The organism is Oikeobacillus pervagus, assembly GCF_030813365.1.
In the GTDB taxonomy this organism is placed as follows: domain Bacteria; phylum Bacillota; class Bacilli; order Bacillales; family DSM-23947; genus Oikeobacillus; species Oikeobacillus pervagus.
On record NZ_JAUSUC010000004.1, the window covers coordinates 1 to 23,011 of the forward strand.

Below are 23,011 nucleotides of genomic sequence, written 5' to 3' on the forward strand. Positions count from 1 at the left end.
CTTGATTTCCAATGTTTTCTATTTTGCATTAAACATTGTAACCATGAAGGGAGAATTTGACCCTTTTCTTTTTACACAATTATATGGACTTTATCTGAGAGCTAAAAATTAGACATTTCCAAAAAGTCCACAAGCCTAGAGTCCCCTATATAATTGACAATTAATGGATGGTGCCTGGCACCCCCCATTTTATACCAAAAAACCTCCACTTTTTTGAATGGAGGTTTCTGGGGTCTAGTAAAATCGCTTAAATCCTTCGAAATGTTTTTTGTAATAGGAATTGGAAAGGCTGCTTATTTCTACTCCGTTATCGGCTGCATGAATAAATTGGTTATTCCCTACGTAAATTCCCATATGTGAAATTCCTTTTTTATATGTATTTTCAAAGAAGACGAGGTCTCCTACTTGTGGAGTATTAATATAATAGGAACGACTGTAATATCCTTCTGTATTGGTTCTTGGTATTTTTTTACCCGCCTTATTAAAGACATAGTAAATATACCCACTACAATCAAAGCCTGAAGGAGTCACTCCCCCCCATAAATAAGGTGTTCCGGTATGTTTCTTGGCTTCACTAATTAAAGATGTAGTAGAATTAGTCGATGCATTGCCAGACTCCTCATCTACTGTGCTACCATTTCCAGTAAGCTTTAACTTTTGACCAACATATATGATATTGGAATTTAAATTATTCACCTGTTTAATTGTTTGAACGGTTGTTTTGTAGCTTGAAGCAATTTTACTTAAAGTATCGCCGTTTTGAACAATATATGTACTTGTTGATGGTTGGGACGGTGTTGGGGTTGTTGGCTTAGGTGCTGGTGTATTAGAAACACTTCCTCCCACCTTTAATTTTTGACCACTATAAATCATATTACTTGTTAAGTTATTCCAATCTTTTAGTTGTTGCACCGTGATTCCATATTGGTTGGCAATTTTATGCAGGTAATCACCTGGTTGTACTGTATACGTTTGTCCTGATTGTGGTGCGGTGGTCTCTGGCTTCGTTTGTGATGGTTTTGATGGGCTTGGTGCTGGCGTAGTCGGCGTCGTTGGCTTTGGAATATGGTTGCCCACATTTAACTTTTGTCCTGAGTAGATCACATTGCTTGTTAAGTTGTTCCAGTCCTTAAGTTGTTGAACTGTAATTCCATGCTTAGTTGCAATTTTGTGTAAATAATCGCCTGGTTGCACTGTATACATTTGTCCTGATGAAACTTTCGGTGTAACGTTTTGTTTTGGAGTTGATGAAACCGTCGTATTTGATTCAGTGGAAGAATGAGAATCGGCTGTTACTTTTAACACTTGATTCACATAGATTGCATCTGACGAAAGGGAATTTAGTTCTTTCAGTTTTGCGACCGTTGTTTGATACTTTTGAGCAATTTTAAATAGAGTTTCGCCTTGCTGCACTGTATGGGTTTGAGAAGCTTCAGCTGTTGCGGCAAATCCTACTGAAACAAATGCTGCTGTTGAAAGCATAAAAAGTGATTTTTTCATGTCCTTTTTCTTCTCCTTTTATGTTATTTGATCTTTCCGTCTATCACTAGATAACATTTATTTTATAGGTTCTTAGTTCTGGTAAATTTGATATACCACCTAATTAATGTTCTATATCCCTTCCACATTTTCCTCCATTTTCCGAGGAAAGTTTTCATTTTTTTCACAAAAGAGACATTTTACCTAGTTTATTGTTAAATAAATACATGACTTTCAGCTTATATAAAGTGAAACTTCATTCGGTGGGTGGGTTCTTCATCTCCACTGAATGTTAGTTGAACTTATCGGACCTTTAGGGGCCGTGATCCTCCACTTAACTTCTTTGTTTCCAAATCATTTGGAGGTGGAGGTTTTACTGCCCATTAAGGCGGGATAAAATGAATGAATCTATGTGAATCGAATGATCCCATAAGAAAAACCGCCATTTTATGATATAGGTCGTAAAATGGCGGTTTTCTCGTATATATACTGCGGGCGGTTTTCTACATATTTTTCGAATAAAGTTCTTTCGTATAAATTAACTCATGTGCTAGTAGTTTTCCGTCGATCCAACGGAAATGTTGTTTCGTTTCGAATTTTTTAAATTTCATTGAACCATTCCCGTAGGATATCTTGTATTCTTCTTGAGTTGTAATATTAACTCCGTTTCTTGTATCTTCACTTTGGATGAAGTTTACATTTAGTAATTCTTCATATATCCCTTTTTTATCTAGGTAATCGATGTACTCTTGTGTTTTTTTGTAAATTGGTCCTGAAGGGTTCATATAACCTTCGACAAGGGAGAAATCGCGGTAATTATAGGCATCCACAGAGGCGTACATAAATTCACTCACTAGACTAGCCAGCCCGCTATAATATTCTCCATCCCCTGATCCCTCTTCTTCATGAATAGATGAAGATTCTCGGTCTTGAAGAGCCAAAAGGTCTTCTTCGTTAAAATTCAATACAATTGCTTCTTCTCCAACCACTTCTACCTCGTTACTTTTAATCATGCCATTTGCCGTTCTTAATTCAGCGTGAATGGTCACAGATCCATCTGTCGCAATGGGGCCTAGTTGATTAATTTCCTTGATCGATGCTCTAGAATTTCTCCCATTAACAAATAAAAGAGCCTCATCACGATTAGAGGAAATAGGAATAAACGCACCGTTCAATTTAATTTTTTGTTTTAATTCATTCTTTTTCGCTTCTTTAAAATCGATCTCTGTTTCAGCGGTTAAATTGGCATATTCCCCTTTAAATGATGCTGTCACTTTTTTTAACGTTCCCGGGAAATATTCGCCTATTGTTTCATATGTATTAGCTTCCTTTAATTGGTTGAACATTTGCTTTCCATCCGTCACTTTTACATGATCTAAGTTCGTCTTCATTTGCACTTCAATTCGCAGTGGCTGAAGATAATATTGATGATATAAACCGAATTTTTTCTCTCCCGGAACGATTTGAAGGATTTTGTTTCCCCTAGAATCTATGATAGGTTCCTCTGAATGACTTTTGGCTGCTGACATTAGCAGGCCATCAATGCTTGACCATTCATCTTGAATGTAAGATATCATTCCTTTTACATCTTCTTCTGTCAAATCACCTTTCTGATGTTCCCCAAGGATCATTTTCGCTGTCTTTAAATCCTTAGATCTCACTGCATCTGAGAATTTCTTCACCATTGTTTCACTACTGTATTGATTAGCAAGATAAAAATGAATACTAATGGCGATGATGAATACCGACACTAAAGTACCTATTCCGACGTAGAGCCTCTTTTTATTTGGCCGTTTAGTTTTTTTGGAAATTTCTTTTGAGCTATTCTGTTCCGGTAGGGTGGGGGATTCACTTTTCGTTCCACAATTCGGGCAAAAAAGCGCATCTGAGGAAAGGGAGGTTCCGCATTTCCTGCAAAAACTCATATGATTCACCTCTTTTTAGACATCTGTTTAGTTATATTATAAAACTTCAAACAGTAGGGTTTTCGGACTGTTGATTTCCCCTATCAAATTTAATGGCTTACTGACCAGTTATGTTCGACGCAAAATCCCCTATTAGGAAGTGGGAAGTTCAATATAGACAGTACGTTGCTAAAAAAGAATAAAATTTCTATTCCACAAATCCATAACAAATGTATCATATCTTTTTACTTGTGAATATAAAAAAATGAAATGGATGAACTTTTGGGAATGTGTTTGGATCGTAGTCGTTTTGAAGATGTTGAGAAATGTTAATGGAGAATTCACCTATATTTTGTGAAAGGGCCACCTTGTTTAAAGGAATCTCATATAGGATAGATTCTTTTTCTAAGATGGCCCTTTGAGTAGTTAAATTTGTGGTGTTGACTTCCATTGAAGGTAGACGTTTTTCGCTAATTCTACGGCACCATTGCTTCCTCCTTGGCCTTGAACACCTTCAAAAAGGATGGCTAAGACAAAGTTTGGATTATTTTGATCATACCCTGCGAATAGACCGTTTTCCTTTCCTTTAGATCCTTGTGCTAATTTTAGTTCGGCTGTTCCTGTTTTTCCAGCTAGTTTTAGTTGAGGTACATTGCCAATCTTGGCTGTTCCTTTTTCAACGACGGCACGAAGATCCTTTTTTAAAATATCGGCTTGTTTTTGTGTAATTAAATCTTTTTTCCATACTTCTGGCTTATCTTCTGCAAAGAGCAATGGCTTCATCATGGTCCCGTCATTGATAACTCCGCCGTAAATCGAAGCTAGATGCAACATGCTCATTAGGACCTCCCCTTGCCCGTATCCTGAATCAAGCAATAAGGATTCCTTATCTAATTTGCCACTATTGGAAACTTGTGAAGCGCGAATTGGGTATGAATATGGGAATTTTTCTGAAAAACCAAATTTCTTTAATCCCTTCACCATGTCTTCCCCACCGATTTCATTCGCTAGCTGTGCAAAATAAATATTATCGGAATATCTCATTGCATCATGCAAATCTACTGGTTTTCCAATATCTGATACACGAGTTACTTGATTCCACTTCAGCCCTTTTATGTTTCGTTTTTTATCTGGATCGAGCTTTCCTGTTTGAAATCCAACAGATGCTGTGATCGTTTTCATCGTTGACCCAGGTGCATAGGTCGCCGCAAAGCGATTAAGCATTGGCTTATTAGGATCTTTTTCAAGCTGATTATAACGGCTTTCGCCTATGCCATGAACAAATTCATTCGGGTCAAAAGCTGGAGAGCTAACAAGCGCCATTGTGTTCCCTGTTTTTGGATCAACTGCTGCTACAGAACCCGGCTTTCCTTTCATATGATCATAAATGAGCTTTTGTAATTCGGCGTTAATCGTCAGTTTTACTGATTTTCCATCTTTTGGTTGTTTCTTTGCAATAACGACTGTATCGCCTTCTACTTTCTCAATCATGATCTGGCTGCCATCCTCTTCATGCAGTTGCTCTTCAAGTAATTGTTCTAACCCTCTTTTTCCGACAAAGTCTTTTTCTGTGTAGCCTTTCTTTTTCAATTTTTTCAGTTCTTCCCCACTAACCTTGCCAACATATCCAACTAAATGTGCCGCTGATTCGTGATAAGGGTATTCGCGAATTTCTTTACTATTTGCTTGAACCCCTTCGATGGCTAGAAGTTGATTTAGTTTCGTTTGATTTTCAAAAGGAATCGTCTTAAGTGGAACAAAATATTGGGGTTGAACCCATGCTTGGTTCATTTGACTTTTAATAAACTCTGTTGAAATGCCTAATTGTTGCGATAGTAGCGCCAATCTTCCAGGGTCTTCACCAAATTTTTCCGGAATCACCCCGATTTCATAGCCTTTACTATTAATCGCCAAGGAATTTCCAAGTTGATCAAAAATTTCACCACGTTTTCCTTCTACTGTTTTCAAGCGAATTTTATCCCCATTTTCTAAATCCGGGAAAATATAGGTCGTATTCCAATCTAAATACCAATTTGTTTTTCCGTCACGTTCTTCTAATTTTAATACTGCTTTTTTACGGAATTGGATTTCTCCAGCGACGGTTTTCATTTTGACTTGAATAGGCAATTCGACTTTTTCGGACTTTTTCCAATCCTTCTCCTCTTTGATCTCTGCTTTTACCTGTAGGTCATGCACATTTAAATCTTGATATATCGTATGATAGCGGTCTACAAAGCCTTTCTTTTTAAATTCTTTCTTTGCTTTTGATGTTACATAATCTTGATAAAGAGTTTGAAAGTCTTGTTTATTCCAAAGCTTTATGTACTCTTTCAACCGTTCTTCCGGTGTGGGTGTTTTTTCACAAGCAGAAAGAAATAGGATATTGAATAGGAGCAATAAAGAACCTATTATGAAATGAGATCGTTTCACTTTTTTCTTCCCCCTTTCCAAGCGGTTTTCATGAATATTATAACAGCCTTCTACATGATTTGACATTGTGGTCAATTATTCTTCATAATTTGTCAAAATTGATAAATTCGTTGTTTGAAATGACAAACAACCGAGTAGAGAGTTATAGTCTTGTGAAAATCGTTGTAGGACATCATCCTATTATTGAACCAAAAGCCGGGAGTTGTTGTGCAAAAAAATCCGGGAAATAGGCATATATTATGGGAAATACGCAAATATTGGAGGTTCAAGTGCAAATCTTTAGAGAACTAGCGCATATTTGCGTGGGAAATAGGCATAATCCGACGGGAAATACGCAAATCTTTTTTCGAGAGGTCGAAATACTCCATGCTTTTCACTAGAAACTTAGATCAAGCGATTGAATAATCGAAAGATCTGCTCTGCTGTGACTTCTAACTGAGTACTTGCAATAGTAGGTTGTATAGCCTCTTCGATTGGCAGGCATTCTGTTTGAATAGAAAAAATCCCATCGAAATAGTCATTCAGTGATTCGAGGTTCATATCGACCCTCCCCCCAAGGCCCACGACAGGTTTATCATATTTTTTCGCAAGCTTAGCGATTCCAAATGGGACTTTTCCCATTAAGGTTTGATGGTCTATGCTACCTTCCCCTGTTATGATGAGATCCGCTTGTTTGACCTTTTCCTCTACCTTGTTGAGCTGAATGATCGTATCAATTCCTGAAACAATTGTCCCATCTAAAGCAGCTAATAGCGCTCCCCCTAACCCTCCAGCCGCACCGCTCCCATCCACTTTTTGAACATTTATTCCATATTGATGAAGAAAAATTTCACAAAGACGATGTAATCCCTGATCAAGTATCGCAATTTGATCATCTTTTGCCCCCTTTTGACGAGCGAAAATATAGGCCGCTCCATTTGGACCATAAAAGGGATTTTGAACATCACAAACAACTGTAAACCTAGTATTCTTAACAGAAGCTGGTACATATTGATCACAAATATTCTCCACTTTTAATAAGGGGTTTCCTGTAGGAGGTAATAACTTTCCATCGATGTCAAAAAGTTGCCATCCAAGCGCCTGTAGCATCCCAAGTCCCCCGTCATTCGTAGCACTTCCACCAAGTGAAACCATGATATGTGGAATCCCACGTTCAATCGCTGCTTTGATTTGTTCACCAAGTCCATATGTATTCGTGTTCATTGGATTCCGCTCATGTTCGTTGATGAGGGTAAGTCCACTGCTTTCGGCACATTCAATCCATGCTACTTGCTCATCACTTGCTGTGAATGTGATATAAGTTGCTTCAATCGGACTCATAATGGGGTTATGAACCGTGATTCGATGAGACTCTGCCTCATGATGTTGCTGCAGTAAAACATCTACAGTTCCTTCTCCACCATCTGCCATCGGAATGATTTCAATGTGAGCATTCCTCATCCCTTTTAAAATTCCCCGTTTAATTGCTTCTCCTACTTGGTTTGCAGATAATGAACCTTTAAATGAATCTGGAGCAATCATGACTTTCATTTATTCTTCCTCCATAGCGCATATTGTAGTCTTATTTTACCAATGTCTAGGAGACCTTACAAAAATAAAGAAAAAAGTGCAACGCAAATAAACATAGGAAATTTGCATAAATTCCCGGGAAATGAACAAAAACTAGGATATTCTCATGAGAAATAAGCAAAATTCCTTGGAAAATATACAAACAAAGAAACTCGCAAATTCTTCTGGGAATTTCTTTCTGTTAACCCCTTTCACATTGAAAAAAAGGAACCCCCCTCATATAGAATTCCGAGGATCTCCATTCAATAAAATTAATAATTCCACTCTTTTTATGAAACTATCGCTATTTTCCTTCGTATTAATAGGAAAGAAAACATTTTTTGAGGTGATATTATGTATAGTGAAGCTTCTTATGATTATATGCCGTCAGTCTTGAAAACATTTGCGATTTCTTTATCCTTTTCGTTATTAGGTATGGTTGCTGGTGTATTTGTTCCTCCTAGTTTGATTATCCCGCTTGTCGTTGTTGAGTTCATCATGTTATTGTCTGTTATGTTTTTTAGACGGAGAAAAGCAATCTCTTATACATTCTTGTATGTGTTTACCTTTATTTCTGGGATTACGATTTACCCGGCAATTGCCTACTATCTTTCCTCAATGGGAGCGAATTTAGTACTTGGGGCACTTGGAACAACTGTCGTCATTTTTACTGGGTTAGGTGTTTATGCGACGAAAACGAAAAGGGATTTTTCCTTCCTTGGGGGATTTTTAATGGCCGCGCTTTTGGCTTTAATTGTTTTAGGTATTTTTAATTTCTTCTCCCCTCTTACTTCAACAGCTATGCTTGTTTATTCTTTCATTGGGGTTCTTGTGTTCAGTGGATTTGTTCTATATGATTTCAATATGATGAAGAAATACGGAGTGACAGCAGAGGAAGTACCCTTAATGGCTCTTAATCTTTATTTGGATTTTATTAATATATTTTTGGATCTACTTAGATTTTTCAATATTTTATCAGATGATTAGTAGGAAGACTGATTTAGGAGGAGCCGAAATGATAGGCATCCTCCTTTTCTGATCGTTATATTTCACTAAGGATGATACCTAATCGTACTTTCGTTAAGGATCAATGAAGTTTTTCTTGTCGTAAGAGGTGGTCTGTGAAAGGAAGTGGAAGGATGTTGTTTAGCTATGAGAAAGGAAGCCATGCGCCCTTGCTTAATTAGGAAACTTCCAGTAACTAATTCTATCACTTCTTCTGGAATGAGTTTTTCCCCGTCTTTTATCGTAAATTGGATTCGGTAATCTTGCGGACTGACTTCCATTTCTATTTCCCATTGTTCATCTAAATACTGAATGGTTAACAGAAATTTTGTCACTCTCCTAACCTCAAATTCAACATATTTCTTATTGGACACATGTTTTAAAAAGTATTCTGAATTGGCTAGATGCCTTAACACATCAGAAATGTGACAAAATGAAACAATTTCCACCTGATCATTATTCCTCATCCTTTTGCCGCAAAAAACCAATAATAAACTTTTCTTACATGGATTATTTTTCATTTCTTAATACAAACCTCCTATAATTATATAAAAATAGATAATTTTTTAGGAATTTTGTCCTTATTTTATATTTTACTTGAATTTTTTCACAATCTTTCGTTTATTTAATATTAGAATACGAATTGTTATTCACATATAGAATATCTACCGTTTTTTCACTTGAAAAAAGATATGTTTTGGGAAAAACATAGGTAGGTGTTAGCATGAGCTTACATGAAAACTTGAGAAAGTATCGGTGTGAGGTTTTAAAAGAAGGGCAAGCTGAAATGGCCTTACGCTTAAATGTTAGCCAACCAACGATTTCAAAATATGAATCAGGCGATAGCAATATAACGGTTGATATGCTTAAAAATATTAAGGTCGCCTATCACATCCCTGATGACTTACTGATTGATTGGCTTTTGGATGAACAAACGAGTCATTATGATGCAGGTTTATTAAGAGAAAAGGTGAGCCAACTTGAGGATCAGGAAATCAATCAACTATTAGAGGATTATCCAGAATTAAAGAAAAACTTGCTATATTTTACATATCTATCAGAGCAAGATCGTGATAAAAAAGTCGCGGGAATTAATGAGATCTTTAAAGTGTTAAAAAGTTGGAAATAATTTTTATACGTAAATGAAGTGGGGGCTTGTGTTTTCTGGAACAAGCCCCCACTTTTTTAATAACTACGTGAGGGTCTTGCTGCATCTACTAAAAGGAAAACTGCCGTTAAAATATGCATTGCCATGCCAACAAATGGAATCCATGCGATAAAGGATGTTATAATTCCGAGTATACTCCCATGTGTGCTTTGCTCATCTTTCATACAGAAAATCAGTGTAATGATGTGCAAAACAGCCATCACCGCTAAAGGAACCCACGCAAAGCCTAATACAACCATACCGCCAATGATCGGAAATCCAAGAAACGCCTCCAATCCACCAGTTACCCATTTCAATATTTTTGAAGTACTCATAATATCCTCCTTCAATATCTCTTACTTGTATATACGTTGCCGATAGAATTAAGTTTCATAAATAATCTTTGAGAAAGAATATTTATAGGGATTCTAAGGGGATTGGGGAGAGATTGGGGGGTGTTTTCGAGGTGAATCGTGAGGGCACGGGGGATTTTGACTATTTCCCTAGCTGTTTTGCATATTTCCCGCAGCGTTTTGCGTTACGATTCGCCACTTTTGCGCTTCTTCATCGGATTTTTGCGCTATAACTTTAGTTTTTTGCGCTTGTTCTCGGGATATTTGCACTACTGCGACTTTACTTCCGATTCTCAAGAGGGGGGCTTCCCCGGACGACCACTTTTGACTATTTCCCAAACTAATTTGCATATTTCCCACTGCGTTTTGCACTACAATATGTCACTTTTGCGCTACTTCATCGGGTTTTTGCGCTATAACTTTAGTTTTTTGCGCTTGTTCTCGGGATATTTGCACGACTTCGACTTCTCGCAGATGCACATCTTTGACTTCCTTCAATCCCGGTATCTGTCCAAACATTTCCTCTTCAATAATTGATTATGTCCTTTTTCTATTTTTCATCATATAATGAAGCATACTATTAAAATGTGTAGCTTCGTTTTTTAATCGTGAATTCGGTATTGCAACCGGGACTTTTGAAATACATAATTATTTCATTCATATCCAATGGAAAGGAAGTTTTCTTATGTTCACACCATCTCCTGATTTGGAGGAAAGGTTAGGTCTCATTTTTAAGCATTTGCATGAAAACCCGGAAATTAGTTGGAAGGAAACGGAGACAACAGAGTATATTGCGAATTTATTAAAGAAGGAAAAGATTTCTTTTCGGAAGTTTGACGATTGTACTGGTTTGGTCGCTGAAATTGGCTCTGGTAAGCCGGTGGTTGCTATTAGGGCTGATATTGATGCTCTTTGGCAGGAAGTAGATGGAAAATTTCAAGCGAATCATTCATGTGGTCATGATGCCCATATGACGATTGTCATCGGCACATTGTTAACGATTAAAGAACAGGTTCGAGAAGGGACGGTTCGATTCATTTTTCAACCTGCTGAGGAGAAAGGGAATGGCGCTCTTGCGATGATTACAAGAGGAGTCATTCAAGATGTTCATTATTTATTTGGTGTACATTTGCGTCCAATTGAGGAAGTTCCTTTTGGAAAAGCGGCTCCTTCTATTCGACATGGCGCGGTTTTATTTTTAAAAGGGGAAATCACCGGTAATGATGCTCACGGGGCAAGACCACATCAAGGGGTCAACGCGATTGATGTGATGACTGCTTTAAATCAACAGTTAAAAACGATTTATTTATCTCCTTTTGACCCTTATTCTATTAAAATGACGAAGATGCAAGCAGGTGGAGAAAGCTTCAATATTATTCCTGGATCTGGGGAGTTTGCCTTAGATGTCCGTGCTCACAGCAATAGTTTGTTACAAAATCTACAAAAAAAGGTCGTTCGGGTTATTCATGGTGTTGCTTCTACTTTTGACGTGAACATTGATTATGAATGGACCGGTTTTACACCGGGAGCAGAGGTAGCACTCGAAGCAGAGGGAATTTTGCAAGAGGCCATTTTGGATGTATTAGGACAAGAAGGATTGGCCCCACCTGTCGTGACTCCTGGAAGTGATGACTTCCACTTTTATACGATTAAGGAACCGCAAGTAAAAGCGGCGATGTTAGGGCTTGGAGCCGACTTGACACCTGGGCTTCATCATCCGAACATGATATTTGACCATAGAGCTATTCCTATCGGGGTGAAAATTTTATCCACGGCCATTTTAAAAGGATTACAATCTAAATAAGTGCCAGGCACCATCCATTTCTTGGATATTACCTGGCACTTAGTTTATTTAAGTATTGTAACTTTCACTGTACGTACGCCCCAATTTCTTGCTTCTTGTTTCGTTTGGACGTATACATCAATTTTATTTCCTTTGATACTTCCGCCTTTATCTGCTGCGATGGCTTCACCGTATCCCTCTACATGTACTTTTGTTCCTAATGGAATGACTTTAGGATCTACTGCGATGACTTTTGCTTTTGGGTTTTTCTTTAGGTTGAAGCCTGTTGCTGTGATACCAGTACATCCTTTACAGTTTGCAGTATAGGCCGTAGATTTAACAGTGATGACTTTTTTAGATGGATTTGTATTGTTAACGACAGGTGTAGCGGCAGTATTTGGTGTATTTGTTTCAGAAACAATTAATTGTTCGCCAACTTTGATTAAGTTGGATTTTAAATTATTCCATTTTTTGAGTTGGTCGACAGTTGTTTTATAGTTACGAGAAATTTTGTATAATGTATCTCCGCGTTTCACAGTGTATGTTTGCGATGCAGCCGATGTAAATGATGCTCCGAAAGTTAACGTGCTTAAAACTAATATTGTTGCGAAAAACATTGTAATCCATTTTTTCATGAATTTACCTCCAGTTCTTTTTGAACAAGTCCTATTTTACCATGATATTTACCTAGTGATTTTACAGTTGTATAATGGTTCCATTACGTGTATATTTCAAATATGTTACAAGCAATCTGAATTTCGTACTAAATATATGAGGAATTTCCACTTTTGAATGTGCTTTATTAGAGGAAAGACAGATATTAAAAGGAAAATATACGTTATTGACGAAAGAAGTCATATGAAGTACATTCTTTTTATAATGCTAAAAAGTAGGAAGTGAGAACCATATGGGATTGTCCCGTTCGGAAAAACAAATGCCAAAAAAGAAAAAGCGGTTGAGAAAAGTTATTTTATTCCTCCTTCTCTTCCTTATAGTAGGTGGTGGGGTGTATGCCTACTCCATCTATCATTCTTTAAACAAAGCGATTAATACGATGCATGATCCAATGGATAAACATATTTCGAAAAAACGTGGTAGTAAAGTGAATTTGAAGAAAGTCGAACCTTTCTCGGTCTTATTGCTCGGTGTAGATGAACGTGAAGGGGATAGTGGAAGATCGGACACGATGATTTTACTCACGGTGAATCCTCACAAGGAATCCCTTCAAATGTTGAGCATTCCTCGTGATACACGTACTGAAATCATTGGAAAAGGAACGGAAGATAAAATCAATCATGCTTATGCATATGGTGGAGTCAAAATGTCGATGGCCACTGTCGAACATTTCTTGGATATTCCAATTGATTATTATGTAAAAATTAATATGGAAGGTTTCAAAGATATTGTGGATGCGGTTGGCGGAATTCGTGTGAACAATGAATTAGCCTTTTCCTATGAGGGGAAAAACTTTCCGAAAGGTTCGATCACTCTAGATGGTGAAGAAGCTCTATCCTTTACTCGAATGAGATATGAAGATCCACGCGGTGATTTCGGACGTCAAATTCGCCAACGTCAAATCATTCAAGGGGTCATTGATAAAGGGGCTAGTATGTCAACCTTATGGAATTATGATGATATTTTTCAAGCTTTAGGGAAAAATATCCGAACAAACTTAACATTTGATGAAATGATGACGATCCAATCAAAATACAAAAAAGCCGCCAAAAAAATTGTTCAAAATGAAGTAAAGGGTGAAGGAAAACGTATCGGAAAACCTTGGTACTATATTGTGGATGATACGGAAAAAGATCGATTACATGACTTACTTGTCGATCATTTAAATTTAAAATAATGTGAGGGGCTGTCCGAAAAGTAGTTTTCTAAGCCTAAATCGGTAAAATGCAAAACCCAAGAATGCTGTCATATCAACATTCTTGGGTTTTTAATTTGGGAGAAATTCATATTAAAATGGACTTTTGAGACAGTCCCTTTCTTACATTTACACTGAATGTTAGTTGAACTTTATGATAAATACAAGTGAAGCCGAATTTCCCGCTTAAAATATAAGGGAATTTGCTATAATAAAAGAATATGTATTTTTAATTAGAACGGGATTGGAGGATTTTTTTGAATGGCATTTCAAGTTGAAAGTTTGAAAAATGAGTTGACTTCTTTCAGTGAACATTTAAAAAACGAGCTGTCCCCCTCTTTAGAAGAGGATCGGGCATTGATTGAGGATGGATTCCAATTATATAAAAAACGGCCTGTCTACGATATTCAGGGGAATGATGAATTTATTTCTTGTGTTGTGCTCGATCCATCACCTGAAAGAGTTCGTCTCGATCTTGATTTTCCAACATTCAGCACCTGTACATGCGGGAGAAATCATTGGTGTTCTCACCAAATTGCAGCATTTTTCTCTGTATTAAAAGAAATGTATCCCGTTTCCATGTGGTTAGAGGAATGGAAGGAAACGACTTCCCCTCAAGCCAAGAAAAAAAAGCCTATTGAAATCCCAGGGGTGTCTTATGCTCGTGACCTGCTGAACGCGAGCATAAGAGCAGGTGACGATGGCCCTGAAAACTGGGGAAAGCGGGTTGAAGTCGCTTATCAAACGTTAAACTGGGATTATGTCAGAAAAAATCCTTATATTCTAGAAAGCCAAATTCAAAAACTTCATCATCAATTAATGAAAAAAAGTCCAATTGAACAGGAGTGGAGACCTTTATACCAATTATTTATAAGTCTCCATCTCTTCTTGTTGACCACTAAGGATTGTGAGCAAGCAAGTGAATCATCGCAGCATCTTCACAATGTTTCCTCTTCCGCCTTGTTTTTTTTAATCGAAGAAGGGGATGAAGCATTAGCTCAATTATCAAGCTGTGCGGCTCCTTTTGCTTTTGACCGATATATTCAAGCTTTAAAGGGAGAATGTCAGAAACTAATTGATGGAAATAGTACTGAAACAAATTACCTCTTTAAAAGAATAGAGTTCTATCGAATGATTTGGACTGACTTTTTCAAACGGGAACAATGGAGAAAGACGGAGCTCAAAAGACTCGAGTCGAAAGTTCAATCAAATGATTTTCTCGGAACTCTTGCTTACATGCACCAACTTTTTTTACTGAATAAGCTAGATAAATTTGCTGAACTTGCCTACTCTTTACCGAGTGTTTTTCTCCAATTTTTCAACTTTTGGATTCATTATGCCTTAGTACAGAAAAAATATGAACACGCAAGCATTTTAATAGAGATCATCAGCGAAAAGGTTCAAGATTTTCTTCGTTCTTTAGATGATGAATATGAAAAGGGACGATTTGCACGGTGGCTGATCCATGCCGTTGATCAAGATTGGATATCCAATCATCAGCCTGAACTATATGAAAAACTTTTAACCGCCATGCTCCCTTATAGTTTTTACTCATTAAATCAACATTTACTCGTAAGTCAGCAATTGAAAAAGTGGGCAGAATTGCAACTATGGGCAGAATTGGAGCTTTCGGAGTTGGAACATATGGGGCTTAAAGAAGTGACGAAAATATCACCGGAACTCGTCCTTCCAATTTATATTCATGGCATCCAATTCCTCTTGGATCAACGAAATCGTGATAGTTATAAAAAGTGCGTTAAATATTTGAAGAAGGTCCGCACTATTTATCGAAAAATGAAGAAATTAGATCACTGGAATCATTATTTTGACTTTATCCTTCAAAATACTAAGAGATTGCGGGCATTTCATGAAGAATGTAGAAAGGGAAAGTTACTAGATGAGTAAACTGGGGAATATTTCAATACACATGCATTGGTTAGAAGAAGAACAGCGCTTTTTTCTATTTGGTGAAGATCGAAACGGTTATATTATACGACCCGAGTATTTTGCCAAACAGTTTTTGCTATGGCATGAAGAAAGCTATTTTGGAACAAAAATTGACATCAGTGAAAAAGAAGAAATACCTGGAATCACTTTATCCGCATGGGAATGGGTAACGGCCTTAAGTGCCGAGAAATTTAGTCATCTTATTCATTGGGAGTGGGATGATCTTGGAGATTTAGGATTAGCGATTGCTCCTATTATTTATGAGACGATTTCAAGCGGAAAGTGGCTTCCAAATTTTAATCCTGATCACCAGCAATGGGTGATCCCTTCAGCTGTTTGGGATGAGTTTTCAAATGATTTTTGGAAAAACTCGACAGAAGGATTGAATCATCGTGAGCTAGTGAGAACTGTATTTGAACTATGTGCAAAACAATCGATTGAACAAAGAATGCCAGATCATGTAAAACACAGACTTGCAACAGTTCAAAGTGGATCCCTTTCTCCAGAAGAATTAACTCAATACTTCGATGAGGAACGGTGGCGAGAATGGATTGAAATCGATGAAAGTCCTCTCCCTTTTACCATTGGTCTACGTTTAACAGAACCAGAAGAAGATGAACTTCCATGGCAGCTTGAAACTATTTTGAGAAATAAAAAAAATCCCGAGAAACTTTATAGTGTGGATGCTAGACTTCCACGAAATTGGAAACAACATCTACCCCATGTTGAAAAAGAACAGAATCGATGGCTTCGCTTATTTCCATGGCTTGAAAAAGACGGTACATTAATGGGAGAGTTATCGGAAGAATTAGCGTGGCAATTTTTGACGAACGCAAGCGAAAAGCTACTGCAACTTGGAATTGAAATTTTGCTTCCTTCATGGTGGGAGTCGATTCGCCAAGCCTCCCTTTCATTATCTGCAAAAGTCCGGTCTAGCCAAACCAATTATCGGCGGTCATTCGTCGGGTTGAATGCTGTGCTTGACTTTGATTGGAGATTGTCTATGAATGGAGCCGAGTTGTCAGAGGAAGAGTTTCAACAATTAATTGAACAAAATCGACGACTTATAAAGGTGGATGGTGAATGGATTCAGCTCGACCCTGAGATGATTCAAAAGCTTCAGAAATTGATGAATCAAGCGAAAAAAGAAGGGTTAACGATTTCCGATTTGCTTGAGCAAGAATTAACTCCTGTTGAGTCATCCGATGAAGAGGAAGATCTTTCAATCCAAACATTTGCTAAGATCCAAATCGATTTAACTCGTTCCTTAAAAAAGATGATTTCACAATTAAAAGATACGACGACGATTCCATTGGAAGAGGCTCCTTCTACTTTACAAGGGGAATTACGGCCTTATCAGCAACTCGGGTTTAGTTGGCTCCTATTTTTACGTTCTTTCGGATTTGGGGCATGTCTTGCAGATGATATGGGTCTTGGAAAAACAATTCAACTTATTTCCTACCTTTTAAAAGTAAAAGAGAACGAAAAGAGTGACACACCAGCGCTAATCATCTGTCCGACTTCTGTTCTCGGGAATTGGCAAAAGGAATTGGAGAAATTCGCTCCAAGTTTACAAGTGGTCTTACATTATGGAAGTAATCGGCCACAGGATGAGGAATTTGTCAAGTCGGTTCAGCAGGCAGATGTCGTATTAACATCGTACGGACTGTCACATCTCGATTTCGATAGCTTATCCTCTATCCATTGGAGTACGATTGCTTTAGATGAGGCACAAAATATAAAAAATTCGCAAACCAAACAGTCAAGAGCGATTCGAAAGTTAAAGGGCATGCATCATATCGCTTTGACAGGAACCCCTATGGAAAATCGGCTATCTGAATTATGGTCTTTATTTGATTTCATTAATCATGGCTATCTAGGCGGGGTTCAACAATTTCAAAAGCGCTATATTCTTCCGATTGAAAAGGAGCATTCCAAGGAAAAAATTGAAGAATTGCAAAGCCGGATCCGTCCATTTTTACTAAGACGAACGAAAAAGGATCCTGACGTTGAATTGAATCTTCCTGATAAATTAGAACAGAAGGAATATTGCCCGTTAACCGCTGAACAAGCGATGTTATATGAGAGCTATATTCAAGAAACCTTCACCGAAATTGAAAAATTATCGGCCTTTCAACGAAGAGGGTTGATCCTACAGATGCTCAATAAATTAAAACAATTATGTAATCACCCTGCCTTATTTTTAAAAGAAAGTCGCTCAAATAAAATCATCGAACGTTCAGAAAAGCTCCAAAAGCTCGTCGATTTAACCGACTATATTATGAACAATCAAGAAGCCTGTCTTATTTTCACCCAATATATCGGAATGGGTGAAATGATCCAACAAGAACTTGAACAACGATTTAAAGTGAAAATTCCATTTTTAAATGGAAGTATGGCCAAATCACAGCGGGACAAACTTGTGGAACAATTCCAAAACGGCGAATATCCTATTTTCCTTTTATCATTAAAAGCGGGAGGAACAGGGTTGAACTTAACCGCTGCCAATCATGTCATTCATTATGACCGTTGGTGGAACCCTGCGATCGAAAACCAAGCAACAGACCGAGCTTATCGAATTGGACAAAAACGATTCGTACACGTCCATAAACTGATTACAACAGGCACATTAGAAGAAAAAATTGACGAAATGCTTGAGAAAAAACAAGCCCTTAATGATGAAATCATCCAAAGTGACCAATGGATCACCGAATTATCTGATACTGAACTTCATCAATTAATCAAGCTCCAATAGAAAAGGAAAGGAAATCCCTGAACGAAGGCGGTGTAGACCGCTTTCTCTCTGGGTTTTTTCTTTATTGGAGTATGATGCTTTTCTATTGGGTATACGGTTGTAGATCTGGTTTTCGTAGGTTTGGAGGTTTGTAGATTTGGATTTGATTATTTCCTATGGGCTTTTGCTTATTTCCCGTGAGGATATGCACCATTTCCCGGGGTTTATGCTTATTTCCCTAGATATTTGCGTATTTCCCATGATATTTGATTATTTCCCTTATTTTTTTGCACTTCTTTTCCTTTGGACTCAACCTCAGCTGATTTTTGACCGTATTCTGGATTTGATCATTTCCCTGCGATTTTTGCTTATTTCCCGTGAGGATATGCACCATTTCCCGGGATTTATGCTTATTTCCCTAGATATTTGCGTATTTCCCATGATATTTGATTATTTCCCTTATTTTTTTGCACTTCTTTTCCTTTGGACTCAACCTCAGCTGATTTTTGACCGTATTCTGGATTTGATCATTTCCCTGCGATTTTTGCTTATTTCCCGTGAGGATATGCACCATTTCCCGAAGTTTATGCTTATTTCCCTGGATATTTGCGCATTTCCCATGATATTTGATTATTTCCCTTATTTTTTTGCACTTCTCCCCTTCCTCCAGATCACACTAAAAACGAGCTGATCCATGAGGGGGGACCAGCTCGTTTTTTCGAGGAATATTTGGGGTAAAGTATCTTTTCATTTATTTGGGGAGGGTTCTCTATCATCTGGATGGATAGAGGGAGGTTATTAGGCAAACATATTACTAATTCTGGAATACTTCTCGGTTGGGTGATTGGTTAGTTTACTCTGCGGTTGTTTGTTTGAAGTCTATAAGTAGTCGTTTGAAGGTTCATTCGTTCAATATGTTCTAATTGACATATTCTTTGGTCTAAAAGGAGATAATTTGCATGCATTTTTCCAATTAAATAGACCATTTCTTCTAATACTGACTCCATTTTGTTTATACGAATGGATACTTCCGTCATAAATGTCACCCCGTCTAAGGAAATTCTAATAATGGAACTTCTTCTTGCTCTTCTTGTTGCTTTCTACTTAAGAAACGAATAGAATTCACTAATACCTCTGTTACATACACTTTCCTCCCTTCCTGATTTTCATAGGATCGCGTCCGCAAATGACCGATAATCCCAACTAATGATCCCTTTTCACAATACTTCGACGTATTTTCGGCCGTTTTATTCCAAATTGTGCATAAAATAAAATCAGTATCATTTCCTTCACTTTTTTTCGATCGAAAATGACGATTCACTGCAACAATGATATTCAAAAAGGCCCTTCCATCGTTTGTATAGCGCAATTCGGGATCTTTCGTCAAACGACCTACTAGTGTGACATGATTCATCATTGATCATCATCTCCTTTCATCTAGCAGGTATGTCTATCATATGCAAAAGTCGATAATTCGTAAAAGATAGAGAAAAGATAATTAAAGGGTAAAAAAAGTTCAAAATGGAGTTTTCCCTATAGTGAAAATAGGATTTTCAACAGCAAACCATCGTAAGAAAAGCCATTTTGAACTTTAACCCTTTTTTCCTATGCCGTATCTATTTACGATTTCTTTTTTCTCTATGTTATAATGAGTGAAAAATGAAGAATAAGGGGCTATTCGTGTATGAAAACCTTTAAAATGATTAGTTTTCAAATCATTGAACAAGATGCCGTGAAGAATATTGACTTTATTGATGGATTAATTATTAATAAAGAAGATGAAAAACGTACTTGGTTATTAGAGGCATTCGTAGACATTTCCCACTATGATTATTTTCGGGATGCTCAACAAATGACGGAGGACCTAGAAGTACAAGCGGTCATTTCACGCCCTGAAAATAATCCCGCTGTTTTTCTTACACATATTCGTGGGATTAAGAAATTGGGTTCTCATATGAGTATTCTTTTTGAGGGTCATATAAAACGATTGCGTAATGAATATGCCGAATTATTATTAGACGATCTCATTCAACAAGGTTTTGAAGGGGAACAGCTTCTCCTTGAATTTAAGGAAAAATTAAAGTCTAAACCAGAATTCGCCGCTAATCGATAATATCAAGGAATTTGGCGCCCAAAAAAGCTATCCCACTCGGAAACAGCCAGGCATCCTCAACATAATCTAAACAGAATGATTCAAACATCTTATCTAGATCATAATGACAATGGCAACCAGCCACTAATGGGGATAGCTTTTTTTAAAGCTTCAAATATTTGACTCTCTGCGTACAAAATTTTTTTAATGAAGGATTTGTGATTCTAACAAGTCTTCACCCGTATTTAATGTTTGTTGGAGTTTCGTAATAATATATTGGATATCTTGTTTGCGGTAGTCTAGAAGCGGCAGTTCTTGTTGATACACTTGGTAATAAAGGATTGTCGCTAATCTTAGCTCTTTTTCAGATGCAAGAGTCAAATATTCTTCTTTTTTTTTAATTCCTCATTTAAATAATCTATGTAAAATTTAGCTTCTGCTTTACAAGAGTAATCAAAATCCTCACCCAGTTGCTCTCGAAGTTCACTCAGCTCGGCAATTTGATCTTTTGTTGGCTCCTCCGACCATATTTTCCCGATCACTTCATTTATTTTCAAAGCAAGGTCTTCGTGGAACTTCGGATCAGCCTTTGTTTCTGCATCCACTTTTCCATACCAAGAAGCACTCGTTTCAATATATTTTTTCCACACTTTCATAAAATCCTCTAAATTATAGGCTTTTTCTGACCATTTGATGTCTGCCATATATTGCTCATAAGCTTTTGAAATTGAACGAGTGATACTTATTTTTACGCCATGGGACAGATTTTTAAACATTTATAATAAGTACCTCCTACATGTACTAAAGTACACTGTTAAATGTAACATATATAACTTTATCATAACAAATAGATGATTGACAAAGTATTTCTCCATTTAATTAGGGAAATAAGTGAATTAAAGGGGAGTGATACGAGACCGTGGGTATACTCTCTGCTAATAATAAAAGCAGGGAATTTCCCTGCTTTTTAACGATCTTTATTATCTTCATCTTTACGATCTTCTCTGTCTTCAATGGGCTCTTCTCCAGGAGTATTGTTATCCTCCATTATATCGCCATCATTGTCAGTATTTTGATCATTTGTCCCGTTATCAATATCATCATTTAAATCCATATCATTGTTGTTGACTCCATTGTTGTCATTGACTCCATTGTCCTCATCTACTACTCCTGGTTGATCGTTATCCTCTGGAGGCGGCTCATTATCATTTGTCGCACACCCTACTAGTAACATTGCTGCAAACAAAGAACCCCCAAAAAGTTGTAATAATTTCTTACTCACCTCGTGCATCTCCTTTCATTTGTCAAAAATATAAGCCCTCATTGCCGGCCTGTTTTTAGATTTACCAAAAAATCCATTATCATACTTCTTTAATGAAAATTTTTCAGTTAAACCTATTATGTTTGAAAATGTATTTTTGAAGGTGCAGGAGTGCTGTTGGAAGTAGCGCAAATATCCTCGGGAAATACGCAAATTTATCGGGAAATCAGCAATTCCTACTGAGAAATAGACATATATCACAGGAAATGTTCATATCTCTTCAGGAAATATGCCATTCGCCTTGGGAAATAGGCATATCCTTGATGTAAGACATTTTTTAGATTCGGGACTTTATCTTTGGACATACCTTTCCCCTGAGAAATACGCAAAACTGCCATGTAGTCGCCTTTCATGAAGTCTAGGTAACCTAACCCTAAAATAAGTAGTCAGCTTATTCTCCTAAAGCGAACATAATTTCCGCTTCGCAAACTAAATCCCCGTCTACGGTTGCAATTGCTTTTGCTTTTCCTAATTGTCCTCTTAGTCTGACCATTTCAACTTCTAATCGGAGTTGGTCTCCTGGTTTTACTTGGCGCTTAAAGCGACATTTATCGATTCCTGCGAAAAAGGCAAGTTTTCCTTGGTTTTCTTCCTTTTTCAGTACGGCGACGGCCCCCACTTGTGCCAATGCCTCTACGATTAAGACTCCAGGCATTACAGGATAATCAGGAAAATGTCCGTTAAAAAACTCTTCGTTTGCTGAGACATTTTTAATACCTACAGCCCTCTTTCCCTCTTCTACTTCTAAAATGCGATCCACGAGCAAAAATGGATATCGATGTGGGATAATTTCCTTTATTTGTTGAATATCTAACATATGTATCGCTCCTCACTTTAAAAATCTGTCTATATTATCCCTTAAGACCAAACAAATGTGCAAGCGCCTTGCCCATCGGCGTACGGATTTCGCAGTTTCCGACTGAGATAAAGGAAACACAGCGAGGTACTTCACGAGCTGATGTTGACTTATCGGAGGGAGTAAACGGAGAAATTCGCTAGACGATAGGCGCTGGAGCTAGACGTGAACAAATGTGCAAGCGCCTTGCCCATCGGCGTACGGATTTCGCAAGTTTAGACTGAGATAAAGGAAACACAGCGAGGTACTTCACGAGCTGATGTTGACTTATCAGAGGGAGTAAACGGAGAAATTCGCTAGTCGATAGGCGCTGGAGCTAGACGTGGACAAATGTGCAAGCGCCTTGCCCATCGGCGTACGGATTTCGCAGTTTCCGACTGAGATAAAGGAAACACAGCGAGGTACTTCACGAGCTGATGTTGACTTATCGGAGGGAGTAAACGGAGAAATTCGCTAGACGATAGGCGCTGGAGCTAGACGTGGACAACATTTTTAAAGGTGATCCACAGTTCTAAATTTTATACAATAAAAAAGGGAAGAAC

The 23,011-nt window shown here is 37.5% G+C and carries 21 protein-coding genes and 1 pseudogene; 8 read left to right on the plus strand and 14 right to left on the minus strand.

Annotated elements, in window-relative coordinates:
• Positions 1-234: 234 nt before the first annotated feature.
• From J2S13_RS02400 to J2S13_RS02415, 5 genes and pseudogenes are all read right to left on the minus strand, one after another.
• A complete protein-coding gene (locus J2S13_RS02400) occupies positions 235-1,500 on the minus strand; it encodes a C40 family peptidase (RefSeq protein ID WP_307256086.1) in 1,266 nt (421 codons plus the stop codon).
• A 482-nt stretch (positions 1,501-1,982) separates the two neighbouring features.
• Positions 1,983-3,230: a TcaA NTF2-like domain-containing protein gene (locus J2S13_RS02405; protein WP_307256087.1), complete on the minus strand. Its 1,248-nt coding sequence runs from the start codon at positions 3,228-3,230 to the stop codon at positions 1,983-1,985.
• A gap of 108 nt (positions 3,231-3,338) precedes the next feature.
• Positions 3,339-3,404: pseudogene (locus J2S13_RS16860) on the minus strand (zinc-ribbon domain-containing protein); the annotation flags it as partial.
• Between the two features lie 405 nt (positions 3,405-3,809).
• Entirely contained in the window at positions 3,810-5,813 is a 2,004-nt protein-coding gene (locus tag J2S13_RS02410) for a penicillin-binding transpeptidase domain-containing protein (protein ID WP_307256088.1), read from the minus strand.
• 384 nt (positions 5,814-6,197) lie between these two features.
• Positions 6,198-7,343, minus strand: coding sequence for a glycerate kinase family protein (locus J2S13_RS02415; protein ID WP_307256089.1), 1,146 nt, complete (start codon positions 7,341-7,343; stop codon positions 6,198-6,200).
• A 372-nt stretch (positions 7,344-7,715) separates the two neighbouring features.
• On the opposite strand from J2S13_RS02415, the gene J2S13_RS02420 reads away from it, so the two are divergent.
• Positions 7,716-8,348 (plus strand): Bax inhibitor-1/YccA family protein, encoded by a 633-nt coding sequence (locus J2S13_RS02420; RefSeq protein WP_307256090.1) that lies wholly within the window; start codon positions 7,716-7,718, stop codon positions 8,346-8,348.
• Positions 8,349-8,413: 65 nt separating this feature from the next.
• Here the strand turns inward: J2S13_RS02420 and J2S13_RS02425 are convergent, their stop codons facing one another.
• On the minus strand, positions 8,414-8,887 hold the full coding sequence (locus J2S13_RS02425) for a hypothetical protein (protein WP_307256091.1): 474 nt from the start codon (positions 8,885-8,887) through the stop codon (positions 8,414-8,416).
• A gap of 203 nt (positions 8,888-9,090) precedes the next feature.
• On the opposite strand from J2S13_RS02425, the gene J2S13_RS02430 reads away from it, so the two are divergent.
• Positions 9,091-9,495 carry a helix-turn-helix domain-containing protein gene (locus J2S13_RS02430; RefSeq protein ID WP_307256092.1) on the plus strand — a complete coding sequence of 135 codons (405 nt, stop codon included), beginning with the start codon at positions 9,091-9,093 and terminating at the stop codon, positions 9,493-9,495.
• A 56-nt stretch (positions 9,496-9,551) separates the two neighbouring features.
• Here the strand turns inward: J2S13_RS02430 and J2S13_RS02435 are convergent, their stop codons facing one another.
• Positions 9,552-9,848 (minus strand): hypothetical protein, encoded by a 297-nt coding sequence (locus tag J2S13_RS02435; protein WP_307256093.1) that lies wholly within the window; start codon positions 9,846-9,848, stop codon positions 9,552-9,554.
• 703 nt (positions 9,849-10,551) lie between these two features.
• On the opposite strand from J2S13_RS02435, the gene J2S13_RS02440 reads away from it, so the two are divergent.
• Positions 10,552-11,670: a M20 peptidase aminoacylase family protein gene (locus J2S13_RS02440; protein WP_307256094.1), complete on the plus strand. Its 1,119-nt coding sequence runs from the start codon at positions 10,552-10,554 to the stop codon at positions 11,668-11,670.
• A gap of 44 nt (positions 11,671-11,714) precedes the next feature.
• Here J2S13_RS02440 and J2S13_RS02445 read toward each other — a convergent pair whose 3' ends face one another.
• Positions 11,715-12,284 (minus strand): 3D domain-containing protein, encoded by a 570-nt coding sequence (locus J2S13_RS02445; RefSeq protein WP_307256096.1) that lies wholly within the window; start codon positions 12,282-12,284, stop codon positions 11,715-11,717.
• Positions 12,285-12,556: 272 nt separating this feature from the next.
• On the opposite strand from J2S13_RS02445, the gene tagU reads away from it, so the two are divergent.
• The 4 genes from tagU (at position 12,557) to J2S13_RS02465 (ending at position 18,891) form a co-directional block, all read left to right on the plus strand.
• The gene (gene tagU / locus J2S13_RS02450) at positions 12,557-13,501 is read left to right on the plus strand and encodes a polyisoprenyl-teichoic acid--peptidoglycan teichoic acid transferase TagU (protein WP_307256098.1); all 945 of its coding nucleotides are present in this window, start codon (positions 12,557-12,559) and stop codon (positions 13,499-13,501) included.
• A gap of 279 nt (positions 13,502-13,780) precedes the next feature.
• Positions 13,781-15,424, plus strand: a complete 1,644-nt coding sequence (locus tag J2S13_RS02455) for a hypothetical protein (RefSeq protein WP_307256099.1) — start codon at positions 13,781-13,783, stop codon at positions 15,422-15,424.
• Positions 15,417-18,221 carry a DEAD/DEAH box helicase gene (locus J2S13_RS02460; protein WP_307256100.1) on the plus strand — a complete coding sequence of 935 codons (2,805 nt, stop codon included), beginning with the start codon at positions 15,417-15,419 and terminating at the stop codon, positions 18,219-18,221. Before J2S13_RS02455 ends, J2S13_RS02460 begins: the two co-directional genes overlap by 8 nt.
• A 136-nt stretch (positions 18,222-18,357) precedes the next feature.
• Positions 18,358-18,891 (plus strand): hypothetical protein, encoded by a 534-nt coding sequence (locus J2S13_RS02465; protein ID WP_307256101.1) that lies wholly within the window; start codon positions 18,358-18,360, stop codon positions 18,889-18,891.
• Positions 18,892-19,048: 157 nt separating this feature from the next.
• Here J2S13_RS02465 and J2S13_RS02470 read toward each other — a convergent pair whose 3' ends face one another.
• Both J2S13_RS02470 and J2S13_RS02475 read right to left on the minus strand, forming a co-directional pair.
• Positions 19,049-19,237: a hypothetical protein gene (locus tag J2S13_RS02470; protein ID WP_307256102.1), complete on the minus strand. Its 189-nt coding sequence runs from the start codon at positions 19,235-19,237 to the stop codon at positions 19,049-19,051.
• A gap of 14 nt (positions 19,238-19,251) precedes the next feature.
• Complete coding sequence (locus tag J2S13_RS02475) at positions 19,252-19,617, minus strand: single-stranded DNA-binding protein (RefSeq protein WP_307256103.1); 366 nt, start codon at positions 19,615-19,617, stop codon at positions 19,252-19,254.
• Positions 19,618-19,884: 267 nt separating this feature from the next.
• Here J2S13_RS02475 and J2S13_RS02480 point away from each other — a divergent pair, with 267 nt between their 5' ends.
• Positions 19,885-20,313 carry a YwpF-like family protein gene (locus tag J2S13_RS02480; protein WP_307256104.1) on the plus strand — a complete coding sequence of 143 codons (429 nt, stop codon included), beginning with the start codon at positions 19,885-19,887 and terminating at the stop codon, positions 20,311-20,313.
• 183 nt (positions 20,314-20,496) lie between these two features.
• On the opposite strand, the gene J2S13_RS02485 is transcribed toward J2S13_RS02480, so the two are convergent.
• From J2S13_RS02485 to fabZ, 4 genes are all read right to left on the minus strand, one after another.
• A complete protein-coding gene (locus J2S13_RS02485) occupies positions 20,497-20,673 on the minus strand; it encodes a hypothetical protein (protein ID WP_307256105.1) in 177 nt (58 codons plus the stop codon).
• Complete coding sequence (locus J2S13_RS02490) at positions 20,670-21,068, minus strand: hypothetical protein (protein ID WP_307256106.1); 399 nt, start codon at positions 21,066-21,068, stop codon at positions 20,670-20,672. The genes J2S13_RS02485 and J2S13_RS02490 overlap by 4 nt, the downstream gene beginning before the upstream one ends.
• Before the next feature lie 191 nt (positions 21,069-21,259).
• A complete protein-coding gene (locus tag J2S13_RS02495) occupies positions 21,260-21,574 on the minus strand; it encodes a hypothetical protein (RefSeq protein ID WP_307256107.1) in 315 nt (104 codons plus the stop codon).
• A gap of 430 nt (positions 21,575-22,004) precedes the next feature.
• A complete protein-coding gene (gene fabZ / locus J2S13_RS02500; RefSeq protein ID WP_307256108.1) occupies positions 22,005-22,430 on the minus strand; it encodes a 3-hydroxyacyl-ACP dehydratase FabZ in 426 nt (141 codons plus the stop codon).
• Positions 22,431-23,011: the final 581 nt, after the last annotated feature.

What these genes read in the sequence shown, in the direction of transcription:
- J2S13_RS02435 (WP_307256093.1), bottom strand. Translation starts at nt 9,848, where the DNA reads ATGAGTACTTCAAAAATATTGAAATGGGTAACTGGTGGATTGGAGGCG.
- J2S13_RS02400 (WP_307256086.1), bottom strand. Translation starts at nt 1,500, where the DNA reads ATGAAAAAATCACTTTTTATGCTTTCAACAGCAGCATTTGTTTCAGTA.
- J2S13_RS02420 (WP_307256090.1), top strand. Translation starts at nt 7,716, where the DNA reads ATGTATAGTGAAGCTTCTTATGATTATATGCCGTCAGTCTTGAAAACA.
- J2S13_RS02475 (WP_307256103.1), bottom strand. Translation starts at nt 19,617, where the DNA reads ATGATGAATCATGTCACACTAGTAGGTCGTTTGACGAAAGATCCCGAA.
- J2S13_RS02440 (WP_307256094.1), top strand. Translation starts at nt 10,552, where the DNA reads ATGTTCACACCATCTCCTGATTTGGAGGAAAGGTTAGGTCTCATTTTT.
- J2S13_RS02415 (WP_307256089.1), bottom strand. Translation starts at nt 7,343, where the DNA reads ATGAAAGTCATGATTGCTCCAGATTCATTTAAAGGTTCATTATCTGCA.
- J2S13_RS02490 (WP_307256106.1), bottom strand. Translation starts at nt 21,068, where the DNA reads ATGTTTAAAAATCTGTCCCATGGCGTAAAAATAAGTATCACTCGTTCA.
- tagU (WP_307256098.1), top strand. Translation starts at nt 12,557, where the DNA reads ATGGGATTGTCCCGTTCGGAAAAACAAATGCCAAAAAAGAAAAAGCGG.
- J2S13_RS02460 (WP_307256100.1), top strand. Translation starts at nt 15,417, where the DNA reads ATGAGTAAACTGGGGAATATTTCAATACACATGCATTGGTTAGAAGAA.
- J2S13_RS02480 (WP_307256104.1), top strand. Translation starts at nt 19,885, where the DNA reads ATGAAAACCTTTAAAATGATTAGTTTTCAAATCATTGAACAAGATGCC.
- fabZ (WP_307256108.1), bottom strand. Translation starts at nt 22,430, where the DNA reads ATGTTAGATATTCAACAAATAAAGGAAATTATCCCACATCGATATCCA.
- J2S13_RS02430 (WP_307256092.1), top strand. Translation starts at nt 9,091, where the DNA reads ATGAGCTTACATGAAAACTTGAGAAAGTATCGGTGTGAGGTTTTAAAA.
- J2S13_RS02455 (WP_307256099.1), top strand. Translation starts at nt 13,781, where the DNA reads ATGGCATTTCAAGTTGAAAGTTTGAAAAATGAGTTGACTTCTTTCAGT.
- J2S13_RS02425 (WP_307256091.1), bottom strand. Translation starts at nt 8,887, where the DNA reads ATGAAAAATAATCCATGTAAGAAAAGTTTATTATTGGTTTTTTGCGGC.
- J2S13_RS02445 (WP_307256096.1), bottom strand. Translation starts at nt 12,284, where the DNA reads ATGAAAAAATGGATTACAATGTTTTTCGCAACAATATTAGTTTTAAGC.
- J2S13_RS02470 (WP_307256102.1), bottom strand. Translation starts at nt 19,237, where the DNA reads ATGACGGAAGTATCCATTCGTATAAACAAAATGGAGTCAGTATTAGAA.